This window comes from Cellulomonas sp. P2_B4 (genome assembly GCF_056404795.1).
The window spans coordinates 53,052-68,257 of sequence record NZ_JBFUDI010000010.1 but is presented as its reverse complement, the minus strand read 5'-3'; the positions used below and the strand labels follow the sequence as shown (position 1 = coordinate 68,257).

At 72.3% G+C, this 15,206-nt stretch carries 14 protein-coding genes and 1 tRNA gene; 7 read left to right on the top strand and 8 right to left on the bottom strand.

What is annotated here, in order from left to right; all coding sequences use genetic code 11:
• Positions 1 to 59 precede the first annotated feature (59 nt).
• The 6 genes from AC1DZC_RS16140 to AC1DZC_RS16115 form a co-directional block, all read right to left on the bottom strand.
• Positions 60 to 1,331 (bottom strand): DUF4032 domain-containing protein, encoded by a 1,272-nt coding sequence (locus AC1DZC_RS16140; protein ID WP_477043966.1) that lies wholly within the window; start codon positions 1,329 to 1,331, stop codon positions 60 to 62.
• Positions 1,332 to 1,412: 81 nt separating this feature from the next.
• Positions 1,413 to 2,540 carry an ABC transporter ATP-binding protein gene (locus tag AC1DZC_RS16135; RefSeq protein WP_477039732.1) on the bottom strand — a complete coding sequence of 376 codons (1,128 nt, stop codon included), beginning with the start codon at positions 2,538 to 2,540 and terminating at the stop codon, positions 1,413 to 1,415.
• Positions 2,541 to 2,732: 192 nt separating this feature from the next.
• On the bottom strand, positions 2,733 to 4,211 hold the full coding sequence (locus tag AC1DZC_RS16130; protein ID WP_477043965.1) for an outer membrane protein assembly factor BamB family protein: 1,479 nt from the start codon (positions 4,209 to 4,211) through the stop codon (positions 2,733 to 2,735).
• A gap of 10 nt (positions 4,212 to 4,221) precedes the next feature.
• On the bottom strand, positions 4,222 to 5,748 hold the full coding sequence (locus AC1DZC_RS16125) for an outer membrane protein assembly factor BamB family protein (RefSeq protein ID WP_477043964.1): 1,527 nt from the start codon (positions 5,746 to 5,748) through the stop codon (positions 4,222 to 4,224).
• 47 nt (positions 5,749 to 5,795) lie between these two features.
• Positions 5,796 to 6,563 carry a trehalose-phosphatase gene (otsB, locus tag AC1DZC_RS16120; protein WP_477043963.1) on the bottom strand — a complete coding sequence of 256 codons (768 nt, stop codon included), beginning with the start codon at positions 6,561 to 6,563 and terminating at the stop codon, positions 5,796 to 5,798.
• The gene (locus AC1DZC_RS16115) at positions 6,550 to 7,992 is read right to left on the bottom strand and encodes an alpha,alpha-trehalose-phosphate synthase (UDP-forming) (protein WP_477039736.1); all 1,443 of its coding nucleotides are present in this window, start codon (positions 7,990 to 7,992) and stop codon (positions 6,550 to 6,552) included. The genes otsB and AC1DZC_RS16115 overlap by 14 nt, the downstream gene beginning before the upstream one ends.
• A gap of 105 nt (positions 7,993 to 8,097) precedes the next feature.
• On the opposite strand from AC1DZC_RS16115, the gene AC1DZC_RS16110 reads away from it, so the two are divergent.
• The 7 genes from AC1DZC_RS16110 (at position 8,098) to AC1DZC_RS16080 (ending at position 13,416) form a co-directional block, all read left to right on the top strand.
• Positions 8,098 to 9,837 (top strand): serine/threonine-protein kinase, encoded by a 1,740-nt coding sequence (locus AC1DZC_RS16110; RefSeq protein ID WP_477043962.1) that lies wholly within the window; start codon positions 8,098 to 8,100, stop codon positions 9,835 to 9,837.
• Positions 9,838 to 9,968: 131 nt separating this feature from the next.
• Complete coding sequence (locus AC1DZC_RS16105; protein ID WP_477039738.1) at positions 9,969 to 10,157, top strand: hypothetical protein; 189 nt, start codon at positions 9,969 to 9,971, stop codon at positions 10,155 to 10,157.
• Positions 10,154 to 10,570 (top strand): hypothetical protein, encoded by a 417-nt coding sequence (locus AC1DZC_RS16100; RefSeq protein ID WP_477039739.1) that lies wholly within the window; start codon positions 10,154 to 10,156, stop codon positions 10,568 to 10,570. The genes AC1DZC_RS16105 and AC1DZC_RS16100 overlap by 4 nt, the downstream gene beginning before the upstream one ends.
• A gap of 33 nt (positions 10,571 to 10,603) precedes the next feature.
• Positions 10,604 to 11,116, top strand: coding sequence for a hypothetical protein (locus AC1DZC_RS16095; RefSeq protein WP_477039740.1), 513 nt, complete (start codon positions 10,604 to 10,606; stop codon positions 11,114 to 11,116).
• A gap of 48 nt (positions 11,117 to 11,164) precedes the next feature.
• A complete protein-coding gene (locus tag AC1DZC_RS16090; protein ID WP_477039741.1) occupies positions 11,165 to 12,079 on the top strand; it encodes a DsbA family protein in 915 nt (304 codons plus the stop codon).
• Positions 12,080 to 12,265: 186 nt separating this feature from the next.
• Entirely contained in the window at positions 12,266 to 13,291 is a 1,026-nt protein-coding gene (locus AC1DZC_RS16085; RefSeq protein WP_477043961.1) for a nitroreductase family protein, read from the top strand.
• 48 nt (positions 13,292 to 13,339) lie between these two features.
• A tRNA-Thr gene (locus AC1DZC_RS16080) sits at positions 13,340 to 13,416 on the top strand.
• A gap of 8 nt (positions 13,417 to 13,424) precedes the next feature.
• On the opposite strand, the gene AC1DZC_RS16075 is transcribed toward AC1DZC_RS16080, so the two are convergent.
• Together AC1DZC_RS16075 and AC1DZC_RS16070 are read right to left on the bottom strand one after the other, a co-directional pair.
• Positions 13,425 to 14,216, bottom strand: a complete 792-nt coding sequence (locus AC1DZC_RS16075) for a M15 family metallopeptidase (protein ID WP_477043960.1) — start codon at positions 14,214 to 14,216, stop codon at positions 13,425 to 13,427.
• Between the two features lie 102 nt (positions 14,217 to 14,318).
• Complete coding sequence (locus tag AC1DZC_RS16070; RefSeq protein ID WP_477043959.1) at positions 14,319 to 15,050, bottom strand: hypothetical protein; 732 nt, start codon at positions 15,048 to 15,050, stop codon at positions 14,319 to 14,321.
• Positions 15,051 to 15,206 lie beyond the last annotated feature (156 nt).

Genomic DNA, 15,206 nt, shown 5'->3' with positions numbered 1-15,206 from the left:
CGCGGGCGCCGTCGGCGGCTAGACCCGCCTCGGAGGGCAGGTGGCGGGCGGTGGCCCGGTCAGCCGATGAGCGGGTCGTCGATGCGGGGGATCATGCCTGTCTCGGGGATCTCGCCCGCCTGCACGCCGAGGATCGCCTGCTCGTCGGGACGGTTGGGCAGGATGTCCTTGAGGTAGCTCTTCACGGCCTTCTTCATGGACACGTCGTGGCCGGCCTGCTCGGACAGGTACCACCGGTGGTCGAGCAGCTCGTGGTAGATCTGCGCGGGCTCGAGCTTGCCGCGCAGGTCGCGGGGGACGGCGCGGACGGCGGGCTCGAACACGTCGGTGAGCCAGTCGTGGGCGACGAACGACTCGTCCTCGCGCTGCCGGTCGGTGGCGGCCCTGTACTCGTCGAGGTCGTTCAGGAGCCGGCGGGCCTGGTTCTCCTGCACGTCCAGGCCGGTGAGGCGCATGAGGCGGCGGGAGTGGTGCCCGGCGTCGACGACCTTCGGCTGGATGACGACGCGCGTGCCGTCGACGTCGGTGGTGATGTCGAGCTCGCCGACGTCGAACCCCAGGTCGTTGAGGCGGTCGATGCGGGCCTGGACGCGCCAGCGGTCGCCGTAGCCGAACGTCTCGGGCTCGGTCAGGGCACGCCACAGCTCCTCGTACCGCTCGGCGAGGGCGTCCCCGATGGCGACGGCGTCGACGTCCTCCTCGAGGAACTCGCCCGCCTGCAGGTCCATGAGCTCGCCGATGATGTTCACGCGGGCGATCTCGAGGTCGTACCCGCGCTGGCCGTCGGTGAGGCGGTCGTGCAGGTCGCCCGTCTCGGCGTCGACGAGGTACGCGGCGAAGGTCTCGGCGTCTCGTCGGAACAGGGTGTTGGACAGCGACACGTCACCCCAGTAGAAGCCGACCAGGTGCAGCCGGACCAGGAGCACCGCGAGGGCGTCGATCAGCCGCGTGGCCGTGTCGGGCTGCAGGACCTGGCTGAACAGCGCGCGGTAGGGCAGCGAGAACGAGAGGTGCTGCGTGATGAGGCAGGCCTCGAGTCGTTCGCCGGAGGCGTCCGAGCGGCCGGTGATCACGCCCACGGGCTCGACGCCGGGGACGTCCAGGCGCCGCAGCTGGCGCAGCAGCTCGTACTCGCGGTACGCGACGGTCTCGCCGATCTCCTTGACGGCGATGACCCGCCCGGACATCTTCACGAACCGCACGATGTGCCGCGAGATGCCGCGGGGGAGGGCGGCCAGCGTCTCGGCGGGCCAGTCCTCGAGCGGGAGGTGCCAGGGAAGGTCGAGCAGCGCCGGGTCCGGCGAGGCCGCGGTGATCTGCAGCGCGTTCATGACGACCATTCTCCCAGCAGGTGCCAACACCAAAGGGACGGCCCCGGCGAGTGCCAGGACCGCCCCTCGGCGATCAGACGATCAGATGGCGATGCGCTCGCCCGAGCCGGCGTGGAACAGGTGGGACTCGCCCGCGCGGATCGCGATGTAGATGGTCTCGCCCTTGGCGGGCACCTGGCGCGGGTCGACGCGCACGATGACCTGGGCGTCGCCGGCACCGGAGTGCACGTCGGCGGCGTGGCCGAACTCGTTGGTCAGCGAGCCGTAGACGAACGCGTCGGAGCCGAGCTCCTCGACGATGTTCACGATGACCGGGATGCCGCCGGGGGTGCCGGAGGGCACGACGTCCACGGACTCGGGGCGGAAGCCGACGGTGATGTGGTTCTTGTCGTCCTCGGTCAGCTGGCCGATGGCGTCACGGGGGATCGGAACGGCGGTCCGGCCGAGGTTGGCGTTGCCGTCGAGCACCGGGAACGTGCCGATGTTCATGGCCGGCGAGCCGATGAAGCCGGCGACGAAGACGTTGGCCGGGGTGTCGTACATGTCGCGCGGCGTGCCGACCTGCTGCAGGAGGCCGTCCTTGAGGACCGCGATGCGGTCGCCCATGGTCAGGGCCTCGGTCTGGTCGTGCGTGACGTAGACGGTGGTGACACCGAGACGACGCTGCAGCGACGCGATCTGCGTACGGGTCTGGACGCGGAGCTTGGCGTCGAGGTTCGAGAGCGGCTCGTCCATGAGGAACACCTGGGGCGAACGCACGATGGCGCGACCCATGGCGACACGCTGACGCTGGCCACCGGAGAGGGCCTTCGGCTTGCGGTCGAGGTACTGCGACAGGTCGAGGATCTTGGCAGCCTCCTCGACGCGCTGGCGGATGTCCGCCTTCGGGGTGCCGGCGATCTTGAGCGCGAAGCCCATGTTGTCCGCCACCGTCATGTGCGGGTACAGCGCGTAGTTCTGGAACACCATCGCGATGTCGCGGTCCTTCGGCTGGACGTCCGTGACGTCGCGGTCGCCGATGAGGATGCGGCCGGAGTTGACGTCCTCGAGGCCCGCGAGCATGCGGAGCGAGGTGGACTTACCACAGCCGGAGGGGCCGACGAGGACGAGGAACTCGCCGTCCTCGATGTGCAGGTCGAGCGCGTCGACCGCGGGGCGCTCGGTCCCCGGGTAGATCCGGGAAGCCTTGTCGAAAGTGACCGTTGCCATGACTGATCAATCCCTTCACCGGCAGGTACGTGCCGGACGATCCGTTGTGAAGAGTGTCAAAGGTGTCCTCGATGACACGGGCCGGATGCAGGGTGTACATCGGCGACCCGCGGTCATCTTGCCACACCACGCCGGAACCACCGCAATCGGGCGTGACGTGCACCACACGTGCGGGTGGCTCTCACGCCACCTTCACCCGAGTGCCAGGCCGGAGCCGTCGCGGAACGTGAGCAGCAGCCGCCCGCCGTGCTCCTCCGCGTCGTCGAGGGTGGCGTAGCCGCCGCCCAGCAGCGAGCGGACGTCGGCGGTGCCGGCCGTCCGTCCGTCGACGAGGTCGAGCGTGCGCAGCTGGAGGTCGTCGGTGAGGACGACGACGTGCAGGGGGTCGGCGCCCAGGTAGACGGGCGTCGCGTCGACGTGGGCGCGCCAGCGCTCGTCGCCGGACCGTGCGTCGCGGGAGACCACCGAGGTGGAGCCCGCCGTCACCACAGCGCCGTCGAGCACCATCAGGGGGCCCGTGGTCCCTTCGGCCCGCCACAGCTCCCGGCCGGTCGTCGCGTCGCGCGCGACCACGACGGAGCCGCCCTGACCGTTGCGCAGCAGGACGACGTTGCGCGCGCTCCCGTCGTCGACCGCGAGGTCGGCCTGCGAGCCGTCCACGGCGACGTGCTTGCCGCGATCGGTGACCAGCACGCCCGCCGGGTGGGCCAGGCTCTGGAACGGCGTCCAGGCGAGGGTGTCGGAGCGCCCGAGCTCGGTCCAGCCCTTGGGTCCGACCGAGTGCGGGGTCAGCGGCTCCCCGTCGGGCGACCACAGCCACGCGTGCCCGTCGCCGGCGAGCAGGACCCGGTCGGCGTCGGCGCTCAGCGTGGTCTCGCTGTCGATCGTGGTGCTGCCGATGCGCAGGGGCTCCGAGGCCGCGACCGACGGCGTGCTGTCGCTCCAGACGCGCGCGCCGGTGCCCGGGTCGGTGGCGCGGACGTCCCAGTGGGTGTGGGTGCTGTCGTCGGCGACCGGGCGCGCGACCACCACGAGGCCGTCGCTGGCGGCCCAGAGCGTCCCGGCGGGCAGGATCCGACGGGAGATCACCGAGCCGTCGTTGGGGTCGAGGACCATGAGCGGCGTGCCGACGACCTGCCCCGGGCCGGCGAGGTCCGCGCCGCAGACCGCGCGTGCGGCCGGGAGGGTCGCGCACCGCACCCAGACGGACGGGAACGTGCCGCGGGCCTCCGGCGGCAGCGCGTCGTCGATCGGGAACGGCGTGGACCACAGGTGTGCGCCGGTGTCCGGGTCGATGCCGCGCAGCTCGACGGCGCCCTGGCGGTAGCGGGTGCCGATCGTCCACCGGCCGGCGGTGTCGTCGGCCACGAGGGTCACCGCGTCGGCGGGCGTCCAGCCCCAGAGCGTGGAGACGTGCTCGGGGAGCGGCTGCAGGACGCCGGGCACGCTGGCCAGGTACGCCAGCCGGTCGCGCGCGCGGACGTCGAACAGCGTCTGCGCGCCGACCAGGGCGAGCACGGCGACCACGACCGCGACCGCCAGCCAGGGTGCGCGCCGCCGGATCCAGTCGCGCCGGGCGCCGACGACGTCCGAGGTCGTGACGGGCTCGCCCTCGTCGATCTCGAGGACCTGTCGGTGGCCGCCGAGATGGAGGCGCTGGCTCTCGCTCATGGCGGCGACGTCATCCCAGGACGGCGACCGCGCCGTCGGTCATCCACACGAACAGCCGGGGGTCGCGGCCGGTCGACTGGAACCCCTGCGGGACCAGCGTCGAGCGACCCTCGGTGACGGCGTCGTGCAGGTCCGCCGTCCACGCGAGCTGCCCGTCCGCGAGCGAGTACGCCTCCAGGGTGATCCGCAGGCCGGGCACCAGCAGGTACCGGCCGTCGGTCGAGAGCTGGGAGGGTCCGACGTCGAGCTTGGTGGTCCAGCGCACCTCGCCGGTCCGGGCGTCGACGGCGCTGAGGTCGCTGAACGCCAGCACGTACACGACGCCGTCGAGCAGCAGCGCGGTGGTGACGGCGTCGTCCTTGTGCCACAAGGTCTGTCCGGTCTTGGCGTCGCGCCCGCTGATGCCGAGAACCCCGGACGGGCCGTCGCCGACCGTCAGCACCACACCGGGCGCGGAGCCGTCGTCGACGGGGAGCCAGGCCGCGGTCTGGTCCATCGGGACCTCGGTCCCGTCGGCGAGCAGCAGCTTCCCGGAGTACCGGTTGCTCGACGAATAGGTGCTCAGCACGTACGCCCCGGCCCGAGCGCCCTGGAGCCACGAGCCGGACTCGAGCGGGACGTCGCGAACGAGCGTGCCGTCGTCGTCGAGGATCCACGCGTCGGTGTCGACGCTGAGCACCACCTGGTCGCCGAACGTCGACATGTAGGCACCGCCCGACGCGTTCGCCGCCGACGGCCCGTCCTCGCGGCCCAGGACGTCGACCGGGGGCGTCGTCCAGGTCCACTGCTGCGTGCCGTCGCGGGCGTCCGCGGCCACCACCTTCCACCGGACCGAGCTGGCGTCGTCGCGGGCCGGCTCGCCCGCGTCGTCGACCCGCGTCGCGACCACGATCGCGTCCTTCGTGAACGTCACGCCCGACGTCCCGGCGATCGAGCGCGTGGACAGCACGTGCCCGTCGGAGGGGTCGAGCACCCAGATCGTGGTGTCGGGCAGGCCGACGACGTTCTCGCCGTACTGCTGCGACAGGCAGGCGGCCAGCGGTCCGTCGTCGCGGGGGATCTCGCTGCAGCTGACCCACGTGCTCGGCTGCGTGCCGTCCGGCTGCGGGTTCGGGACGGGCAGCGACACCGGGGTGGTCCACCGGGTCTCGCCCGTGTCCGGGTCGAGGGCGACGACGCGCACGCCGCCGTCGTCGTCCGTGGCGCCGCCCACCATCAGACCGTCCACCATCGACCCGCCCTGCATGACGGCGCCGAGCTCGGGCGGGGCCCGCCAGATCACGCCGATGTCGGGACCGGTGGGCGGGATGACGCCGGGGACGTCGGCGAGCGCGGCGATCCGGCTGCGCTCGCGGGCGTCGAGGACGGACTGCGCGCCGACGAGACCCAGGACGGCCACGACGGCGACGGGTACCAGCCAGAGCGCGTGCCGACGAGGCCACGAACGCGGCCCCGGAGCCGAGCCGTCGGAGGGCGCTGCCGTGACGTGGACGTCGATCTCGTCGACGAGCTCGACCTCGCGCATCCGGCCGGTCATGGGGCGGACGGTACGCCTCGGTCCTGTCCGGGGCCAGCGCCCCGGCGTCAGAGGGCGTCGGCGAAGGACCCGAGCGCCGCGACGAGCTGCTCGGGGGTCTGGACGCGGAAGCGCGCGACCGTCGTCCCGTCGCCCACCTTGACCGTGACGTCGTCCGGACCCAGGGCCTCGAAGGCGTGCTCGTCGGTGACGTCGTCGCCCGCGTAGAGCACGACGGCAGCGCCGAGCTCGTCGCGGAGCGCGACCAGGGCCTCGCCCTTGCTGGCGCGCAGCACCGAGATCTCCACGACGTCCTTGCCGTGCAGCACGCCCGTGCCCAGCTCCTCGCCGAGCGCGATCGCCTCGTCCTCGGCCGGACCGGCCACGGCGCTCTCGGCCAGCCGCGTGTGCACGACGACCGCCGTCGGCTTGGTCTCCACCCACACGCCGTCGCGGCCGCGCGCGATCCGCAGCGCCTGCGCGCCCAGGGTCGCCAGCCGGTCGGCCTGCTCGTCGGACAGCTGGACGACGTCGCGGTCGAGCCCGAACGTGGTGACCCGCGCCCGCTCGGCGCCGTGGCTGCCGATCAGGAACGTGCCCGCGGGCACCTCGGCGAGCGTGTGCAGGTCCGCCATGGAGCGTCCGGACACCAGCGCGAGCGAGATCCCGTCCGACGCGGCGAGCCGGGCCAGCGCCTCGACGCCCGCGGGCAGGATCCGCGACGCCGACGGGTCGTCCTGCAACGGCGCGAGCGTCCCGTCGAAGTCGAGCGCGACGAGCACGGGCCGGCGACCGTCGTCGGCGGCCAGCTCCTGAAGAACGTCATCCAGCGGCATGCGGGCCTCCGATCGGCACCGCGTTGAGAGCAGCGAGGAAGTCCTGCGACCACGCCACGACGTCGTGCCCCAGCACCCGGCGGCGCAGGCTGCGCATCCGCTTGCGCGAGTCGCGGGCGTCCATGTGCACGGCGTACCAGATGGCGTCCTTCATGCCGTCGATGTCGTGCGGGTTGACCAGGACGGCACCGCTCAGCTCGTCGGCGGCCCCCGTGAACTCCGAGAGGACCAGGGCGCCGCGATCGTCGGAACGGGCCGCCACGTACTCCTTGGCCACGAGGTTCATGCCGTCGCGCAGGGCGGTGACGAGCATGACGTCGGCGGCCAGGTAGAGCGCCGCCATCTCCTCCATGGGGAACGACTGGTGCAGGTACTGCACGGGCGCGTGGCCCACCTGCCCGTAGTCCCCGTTGATGCGGCCCACGAGCAGCTCCACGTCGTCGCGCAGCTGCTGGTACGCACCCACGTTCTCCCGGCTCGGGCTGGCCACCTGCACGAGCGTGGTGCTGTGCGGGGACAGCCGGTCCTCCGCGAGCAGCTCGCCGTACGCCTTGATGCGGTGCCGGATGCCCTTGGTGTAGTCGAGCCGGTCGACGCCGAGCAGCAGGAACTCCGGGTCGCCCAGCTCGTGGCGGATCTGCTTGGCGCGCTCCTGGACCTCGTCGGTGCGCGCCAGGTCGTCGAACGCGTGGGAGTCGATCGAGATGGGGAACGCGGCCGCGCGCACGTGCCGGTCCACGCGGCCGTCGGCGTCGTTGAGCGTGATCACCTGCCCACGCGTGGTCAGGTCCGTGTACCGACGGACCACGCGCACGAAGTTCGCGGCGTCGCCGCCCCGCTGGAAGCCGACGAGGTCCGCGCCGAGCAGCCCCTCGACCACCTGCTTGCGCCACGGCAGCTGCGCGAAGATCTCGAGTGCAGGGAACGGGATGTGGTGGAAGTAGCCGATGCGCAGGTCCGGACGCAGCTCGCGCAGCATCTTCGGGACGAGCTGCAGCTGGTAGTCGTGCACCCAGACGGTGGCGCCGTCGGCGGCCTGGTCCGCGGCGGCCTGGGCGAACCGTCGGTTGACCCGCTGGTACACGTCCCACCACTGCCGGTGGAACTGCGGGGGCGCGATGACGTCGTGGTAGAGCGGCCAGAGGGTGTCGTTGGAGAAGCCCTCGTAGAACTGCTCGATGTCGTCCTCGGTGAGCACGACAGGGATCAGCTCGGTCCCGTCCACGTCGAAGGGGTCGAGCTCGAGGTCGGGCGCGCCGCCCCAGCCCACCCAGGCGCCTGACGTGGACGCCATGACGGGCGCGAGCGCGGTGACCAGACCGCCCGGCGAGCGGGTCCAGGTCGGTTCGCCGTCGTCGTCGAGCGAGACGTCGACCGGGAGCCGGTTGGCGACGACGACGAAGTCGTAGCCGGGCACGTCGGAAGGCACCTGATCAACTCCTCGGGATTCCGCACGACCCTATCGGGCGGCACGCCGGCGTGCGGTACGGAGCGCCGCCATGCTCACGGCTCGCCGTCGCCGTACCGTGCACGGATGGAGCGGATCGGACTGACACCGGGGTCGGAGATCGGCGGATACACCGTCGTCGCGCCGCTCGGTCAAGGTGGCATGGGGACGGTCTACCGCGCGGTGGACGGCGCCGGCGACGCGGTCGCGCTCAAGCTGCTGCACACGCAGATCGGCACCGACGCCACGGCCCGGGCCCGTCTGCGTCGGGAGGTGAGCGCGCTGCAGAAGCTCCGGCACCCGGGCGTCGCCGCGATCCTGGACGCCGAGGCCGACTCGACCGAGGCGTTCCTGGTCACCGAGCTGATCCAGGGCGACAACCTCGAGGAGCACGTCCGCGAGCGCGGCCCGCTGGGCGCCGAGGACCTGCTGGACCTCGCCGAGGGCCTGCGCGACGTGCTCGAGGCGGTGCACGGCGCGGGCGTGATCCACCGCGACCTCAAGCCCTCCAACGTGCTCGTCACCGACGACGGACCGGTGCTCATCGACTTCGGCATCGCGCAGGCCGCCGACGACTCCCGGATGACGTCGGCCGGCCTGGTGATCGGGACCCCCGGCTACCTGGCGCCCGAGCTGCTCGACGGCGACGAGCCCAGCGCCGCCACCGACTTCTGGGGCTGGGCCGCGGTCCTCGCGTTCGCCGCCACGGGCCGCCCGCCGTTCGGCACCCGCCCGCTCGAGGCCGTCCTGGCCCGGGCGCGTGCGGGAGAGGTGGACGTCGACGGGCTCGGCCCTCTGACCGCGTCCGCGTTGCGACGAGCCCTCGCGCCCGCCGTCGAGGAGCGCACCAGCCCGGACGACGTCGTCGCGGCGCTGACGCTCGTCGTCGCCGAGGGCGAGTCGCTCGCCGACGATACCGAGACCACCGCGTTCGGCCCGCAGGACGTCGTCGGGACGACCGTCCTGGGAACCGAGCCGCCGACGGTCGCGGTGGCTGCCGGCGCCGGTTCCGCCGCTGCGGCCGGTGCCGGGTCCGTCGTCTCCACGGCGCCGCCGGTCAACGACGGCCTCACGCGTCCGTTCGACCCGACGGCCGGGACGGACGACGAGTACGAGGAGGACGAGGACCTCGAGGACGACGACGAGGACGGCGTCGACTGGATCGAGGAGGACCTGGACCTCTCCGAGGGGGAGGGCCCGGAGGGCTCCGGCTACGTGCGCCCGCCCGCGTTGCGCCGCTGGGGCACCCTCCTCGCGTTCGCGGTGCTGGTCGGCTCGGCGGGTGCGATCTACCCCGGCATCACCCTGATCGCGTTCCTCGTCATCGTCATCGTGATCCGGACCATCGGGTCGACCGTCGAGTCGATGCACGCGCACCGGGAGCGTGTCGGCGTCCGTCGCTCGGACCACGCGCGCGCGGTCGCGACCGGTCCCTGGCACCTCGTGCGGTCGCTGCTCGGGCTCGTGCCGTCGCTCCTCGTCGCCGGCAGCGTCGTGGTGATCCTGCTCGGCGTCGCCTGGTGGCTCATCGGGGAGGGGCACTGGACGATCGGCGGGTCGCCGTCCGGCCAGGAGCCGCAGGGCAGGACCGCAACCCTGCTCGTCGCGGCCATCCTCATGATCGGCGTCTGCATCGTCTGGTGGGGGCCGCTGTCCCGGATGACCCGCGTCGGCGCGCGCCGGGTGCTCGCGGTCGTCGCCCCGGGGCGCAAGGGAGCGCTCGTCGCGATCGTCGTGCTGCTCGGTGTGTCCGCGATCTTCGTCACACTGATCCTCACCGGCACGGACATCACGTGGGCCCCGTTCCCCGAGCCCACGCTGCCCTGACCCCCTACGCGCCCGTGCGCAGGCTCCGTGACACCGCAGGGGAGTCTCGCCATGCAAAATGGCCCTGGCGTGCAGCGGTCCCACACCATTGGGTGAGGCCCTGACCGGGGGCCGGCGGGACGGGAGCATGGGTGGCGCGAGCGGCGGGCGGGGACGGGCAGGCCGGCGACGACGTCGTCGAGGGACGACGCAGCAACGGCGACCTCGTGCGGTTCGACCACCGCACCGGGACCCTGGGCGTGCACCGCGGCGACGTGATCATCGCGTGGTTCCGGCCCGACGAGGGCTACGAGTTCTTCCTGCGTGAGGTGGCCAAGTGACCAGCCCGTTCGACGCCGCCTTCACCGCGTTCGTGCGGGGTCGCGGGCTCTGGCGCGACGACACCCCGGGGGCGGTGCTCGAACGGTGGTCGAGCTTCGTGGAGGAGTGCGAGCACGGGTACCGCGAGGACGAGTTCGCCTACGCCAACGAGGTGATGTCGCGGACCACGCTCGAGGCCGCGCTGCGTGCGCCGGAGCTGGCGGACTTCCCCGAGACCGCCGTCCTGCGTGCCCGGGTCGCCGAGATCGACGCGCGCTTCCGGCCGCTGCTGGTGGAGCACGCGCACCGGGGGATCGACGTGGACGAGTGGTGGCTGCGGGGCATCGTCAGGTTTGCCGGGCACCGGCTTGCGCGCGAGTGGAAGCAGTCGTTCGGGTTCGACGTCGAGGTGGTCCGTCAGTCGCGTGCCTGACGTCCCACAGGCGCTACCCCTACGCTGTGCGGCATGACGGCGCGAGGACGGGCGATCGACGCGCTCGTGCATGCCCGTCGGCCGGTCGTGCCGCTCGCCGGCGCCCTGGCCCTCCTGGCGTTCACGGCGGGGATCGCGATGCAGGGGCGGGTGCTCCTGCACGACTGCGTGAGCACGGGCGGTGCCTTCGGGTCCCTGGGCCTGCGCCTGGCCGTGCTGCAGGACGTCGCCGACTGCCCCGAGGGGGCCTACGGCCTGGGTGGCGTCTCGCGCGGTGCGGTCCTGCTGCTCAGCGTCGCGCTGCCGGTGCTCGTCGGCTACGCGCTCCTGACCGCGTGCGGTGTCGGCCTGTCGGCCCTGCTCGTGCGGGCGGCCCGCCAGACGCGTGCGCTGCTCCGCTCGGTCCTGCCCCGCCGCGCTGCCGACGCCTCCTCGGCGCCCGTGCGGCCCGGGTCGCTCGTCACGGTCGCGCGCACGTCGGTGCCGCGCCCCCGGGTGCTCGTCGGGAGCATCGCGCGCCGCGGTCCGCCGCTCGTCGCGGCCTGACCGCTCTCGACCCGACCCCGTACGAACCCACAGCCACTGGAGTGCACCATGCCCACGAACGAACCACGTCCCACGAAGGCGGTGCGGCGCGACGAGGCCCGCGCCAAGGCCGCTGAGATGCGCAAGGCGCAGGAGGCCAAGGCCAAGCGCAACCGCCTCATCGGCATCGCGGTCCTCGTCGTCGCCGTCCTCGCCCTCGGCGGCATCGTCTTCTCGATCATCAACAACCAGAAGACCAACGAGGCGAACAACTCCGAGGTCGTCTACGGCAGCAACTCGGCCGACGTCATCCCGCCCGCCCTCGCCGACGTGACGGCTCCGGCGCCTGCCGGCGACAACGGCGGCATCCCGGTCAGCGGCACGGGCGCCGACGCGGTCGGCACGGTCGGTGACGGCGACGTCGTGCTGAGCATCTACTTCGACTTCATGTGCCCGATCTGCGGCCAGTTCGAGCAGATCAACGGCGACGACATCGACACGATCCTGGCCGACGGTGGCACGACGATCGAGTACCACCCGATCTCGTTCCTCGACAGCAAGTCCTCGGGAACCAACTACTCGACGCGTGCTGCCAACGCGGCCGCCGTCGTCGCCGACAAGGACCCGGAGCACTTCGCCGAGTTCGTCAGCGCGATGTACGTCGACCAGCCCGCCGAGGGCTCGTCGGGCCGGACCGACGCGGAGATCGCCAAGATCGCCACCGACCTGGGCGTGCCGCAGGACGTCGCCGACTCCTTCACCGACACCGTGAACGGCTCCTACGAGACCGGCTCGTCCGACAACCCGACCTCGCACGACGGCACGTGGCGCACGTTCGCCCCGTGGGTCATGGCCGGCACGAACCAGCTGCAGATCGACCAGGGCGCCATCTCGACGCCGACGGTCCTGATCAACGGCGAGAAGTTCGAGAACTGGCAGACGCCGGGCGCGCTGCTCGACGCGGTCAACGCCGCCAAGTCCTGACCCGAGGTGATCGCGGGCGCGTCCCCCTGGTGGGGGCGCGCCCGCGCGTCTCGATCGGGCTACTTCACCCTCCGGCCGGGTCGCTTGCTTCCTTATGATCTCCGAGCGTGGCGTGACCGCCGTCCGCGGTCCGAGCCTCACTGCCCCGCCCCGTCCTGAGGAGGCCAGTTGTCCACAGTCAGGCGCATGCTGAGACCGGTGAAGTCCGCCGCGAAGGCGGTGCTCCCGGACCGCGTCGTGGGCCTGCGCAAGGGCGCGAGGATCTCCAGGGGGTTGCGTGAGGCCTACCGCTACGACCGCGAGCGGTACTTCCAGTACTCGTCGTCCATGGGACCCCACGCGAGCAGGCAGAACCTCGCCAGCCGCGTGACCGAGCGCTACCACAACCTCGAGAAGGGGCTCGCGCTGCCGGCGCCGGAGCCCGGGCACGGCCTGAAGAACGCCCTGGCGCTCGTCGGGTACCTGCGGACCTACCGCGCGCGCTACGGCGACGACGAGGTGACCGCGGCGGCCTTGGGCGCGCTGGGGGCCTACCAGGCGTTCAACGCGGACGACGCGGCCGTCACGGCGGCGCTCGCGGCCGAACCCCTCGACGCGTTGTCCGCCGAGGCCGCGGCACGGCTGCCGATGACCGGAGGTGTGCGCGAGCTCCACCTGTCGCACCTGGACTCCGCGGTCGGGTCGGTCGACCTCGACTTCTTCACCACCCGGCGGTCCGTGCGCCACTTCGCGGCCGGAGCAGTAGCGCAGGAGGACCTCGAGTTCGCGGTGCGCGCCGCCCAGTCGAGCCCGGCCGTCTGCAACCGCCAGTTCTGCCGGGTGTACGTCACGCAGGACCCGGATGCCATCCGGGATGCGCTGGCCATCCAGGGCGGCGCCCGAGGCTTCGCCGAGAACGTCCCGTGCGTCGCGGTGGTGACGGCGTCCCTGCGCAACTTCTGGGGCCCCGGTGAGCGGATGCAGGCGTGGACCGACGGCGGGATGTTCCTCATGTCGTTCCTGCTGGGTCTGCACGTGCGTCGCCTCGGCACCGTGTGCCTCAACTGGAGCAAGGGGCCAGACATCGATCGGCGCTTCCGCGAGCGTTTCGACCTCGAGCCGGGCGACGTCATCATCGCCTGCGTCGCGATCGGGCACCTGAACGACGTCACGATCGTGGCCTCGTCGCCACGCCCCCCGGTCGCCGACGCGCTCCGTCCTCTCACGCCGTAGGCGGCGGTGCGGGCCGGGCCGCAGTCCTCGGTACTCTTGTCGCTGCCCGCCTCCTTAGCTCAGTCGGCCAGAGCACCTGTCTTGTAAACAGGGGGTCATCGGTTCGAATCCGATAGGGGGCTCCACCGCACGGTCACGGTTGCGTCTGTGCGTGCTCCACGGCCGCATGCAGCCGGTCCAGCTCGGCCGTGGTCAGTCCGGTGCCGCCCCGTTCGAGCAGGGCGCTCAGCGCCGCGGCGAGCTGGGACGGCCCGGTCTCGACGCGCACGACCTTGGTGGTCTCCTCGCGCACGACGTTGCGCATGTGCGGGTCGAAGAACTCGACGAGCGGTTGGAGGTCGGCGGGGGAGCGCAGGAGCGCGGCGCCTCCCTTCGTGGCCCACTTGGCGAGGCTCGCCGGTCCCCACGAGACGCGGGACGGCTGGTCGCCGAGGTTCTCCCGCAGTGTCTCGGCGATGATCTGCTTGAGCTCCTGGCGGCTGTACGGCATGTCGTCCTCCTCGTGAAGCTGGTCGAGCTCCGGGTCGTACTCCCAGTGCCACGGTTCGTCGAGATGGTTCTCGCTGGTCCAGCCCGGCTGGTACCAGCCGTAGGTGGCGCCGTTCGCGACGAGCCACTTGTGGCGGTCGCCCTTCCAGCCGCCCAGTCCGGCGATGTCGGCCGCGAGACCCTCGCCATGGATCGACGTGCCGACGGCGACGGTGGTCAGGTGGATGTCGATCATGTGCCGCTGCTCGGCAAGCGTGCGATAGCCCGACAGGCCCGGGGACAGCGACAGCGCGCGCTTCCCGGCCGCGGCGCACGCCGCCGACACCCGGGCCAGCGCCTCGGTGGCAGCGACGACGAGCGGCTGGCCGCCCGGCGTAGCTGCGAGCGCGGCGGCGGGCAGCTTGCCGTTGGAGCTGGTGTGCACCGCTTCGGCCACTGTGGTCCTCCCCGGACCTCAGTCTGCTCCCGGGCCGGTCATGTCGTCACGTGACGGGAGGAGTTGGCACCCGCGTCGTGGTTGGGCGGGTCGGTCCAGCGGTCAGGCGCAGTCGGGGACGTCGTTGATGTTGGCGCCGAGTCGTCGGAACTCGTCGTCGGTGAGGAACGCGTTGACGGTCGCGCCGGAGTAGTAGACCGCGTCCTGGTCGACGTCGTAGCAGTACTCGTCGCCGGGGATCGCGGTGACGACCGCGGGCGTCGGGAAGCCGAGGAGCTGCCAGTCGACGGGCGTGAGGAGCTGGTAGCTCCCGTCGGGGTCGACCATGGCGATGCCGGGCGCCCAGGGGAGCTTGAGGAACCCGCCCGGCTTGACCACCCGCGCCGGGTAACCCAAGGCCCCCCACTCCGCGAACGTGAGCTTGCGCGACGCGCCGGTGCTGTTGGTGACCTCGAAGAGCTCGGGCGAGGTGGCCCAGACGCGGTAGCTCAGGGGCCACTCCATGGCGTCCCGCCTGGTGGGTGCCGGCTGACCCGCGGCGAGCCACTCGGCGGGGGTGAGGGCGTGCCGGTCCTCGTCTGGGGCCAGCCAGATCGACGCCCAGATCGTCGGGCTGGCGCCGTAGGTCGCGTACTGCAGCGTCCGGATCGCCGTGGTCACCGTGGGAGCCGGGTAGCCCAGCTGCGCCCACTGCGCGAAGGTCAGCGGCCCGGCGAGGTCCGAGAACGACCCGAACCCCGGTGCGATCGGTACCGCGACGATCGTCGACAGCCACGGCGCCTTGACGAACCGCAGGCCAGGGGCCGGGGGGCGGGGAACCCCTGCGACGCCCACTCCGCGTACGTCGCGTTCTGGTACAGCGTTCCGCCGAGGTGCCCGCGCACCCAGAGAAGGGTGTCCGAGTAGGGCACGGAGTAGAAGCCGTCGTACGAGGTGTCGCGAGAGGGAGCGGAGGCGGTCGTGCTCGTCGGCAGCAGCGCCGCCAGCCCA

What these genes read in the sequence shown, in the direction of transcription:
- AC1DZC_RS16130 (WP_477043965.1), bottom strand. Translation starts at nt 4,211, where the DNA reads ATGAGCGAGAGCCAGCGCCTCCATCTCGGCGGCCACCGACAGGTCCTC.
- AC1DZC_RS16090 (WP_477039741.1), top strand. Translation starts at nt 11,165, where the DNA reads ATGCCCACGAACGAACCACGTCCCACGAAGGCGGTGCGGCGCGACGAG.
- AC1DZC_RS16085 (WP_477043961.1), top strand. Translation starts at nt 12,266, where the DNA reads ATGCTGAGACCGGTGAAGTCCGCCGCGAAGGCGGTGCTCCCGGACCGC.
- AC1DZC_RS16110 (WP_477043962.1), top strand. Translation starts at nt 8,098, where the DNA reads ATGGAGCGGATCGGACTGACACCGGGGTCGGAGATCGGCGGATACACC.
- AC1DZC_RS16135 (WP_477039732.1), bottom strand. Translation starts at nt 2,540, where the DNA reads ATGGCAACGGTCACTTTCGACAAGGCTTCCCGGATCTACCCGGGGACC.
- AC1DZC_RS16095 (WP_477039740.1), top strand. Translation starts at nt 10,604, where the DNA reads ATGACGGCGCGAGGACGGGCGATCGACGCGCTCGTGCATGCCCGTCGG.
- AC1DZC_RS16140 (WP_477043966.1), bottom strand. Translation starts at nt 1,331, where the DNA reads ATGAACGCGCTGCAGATCACCGCGGCCTCGCCGGACCCGGCGCTGCTC.
- AC1DZC_RS16125 (WP_477043964.1), bottom strand. Translation starts at nt 5,748, where the DNA reads ATGACCGGCCGGATGCGCGAGGTCGAGCTCGTCGACGAGATCGACGTC.
- otsB (WP_477043963.1), bottom strand. Translation starts at nt 6,563, where the DNA reads ATGCCGCTGGATGACGTTCTTCAGGAGCTGGCCGCCGACGACGGTCGC.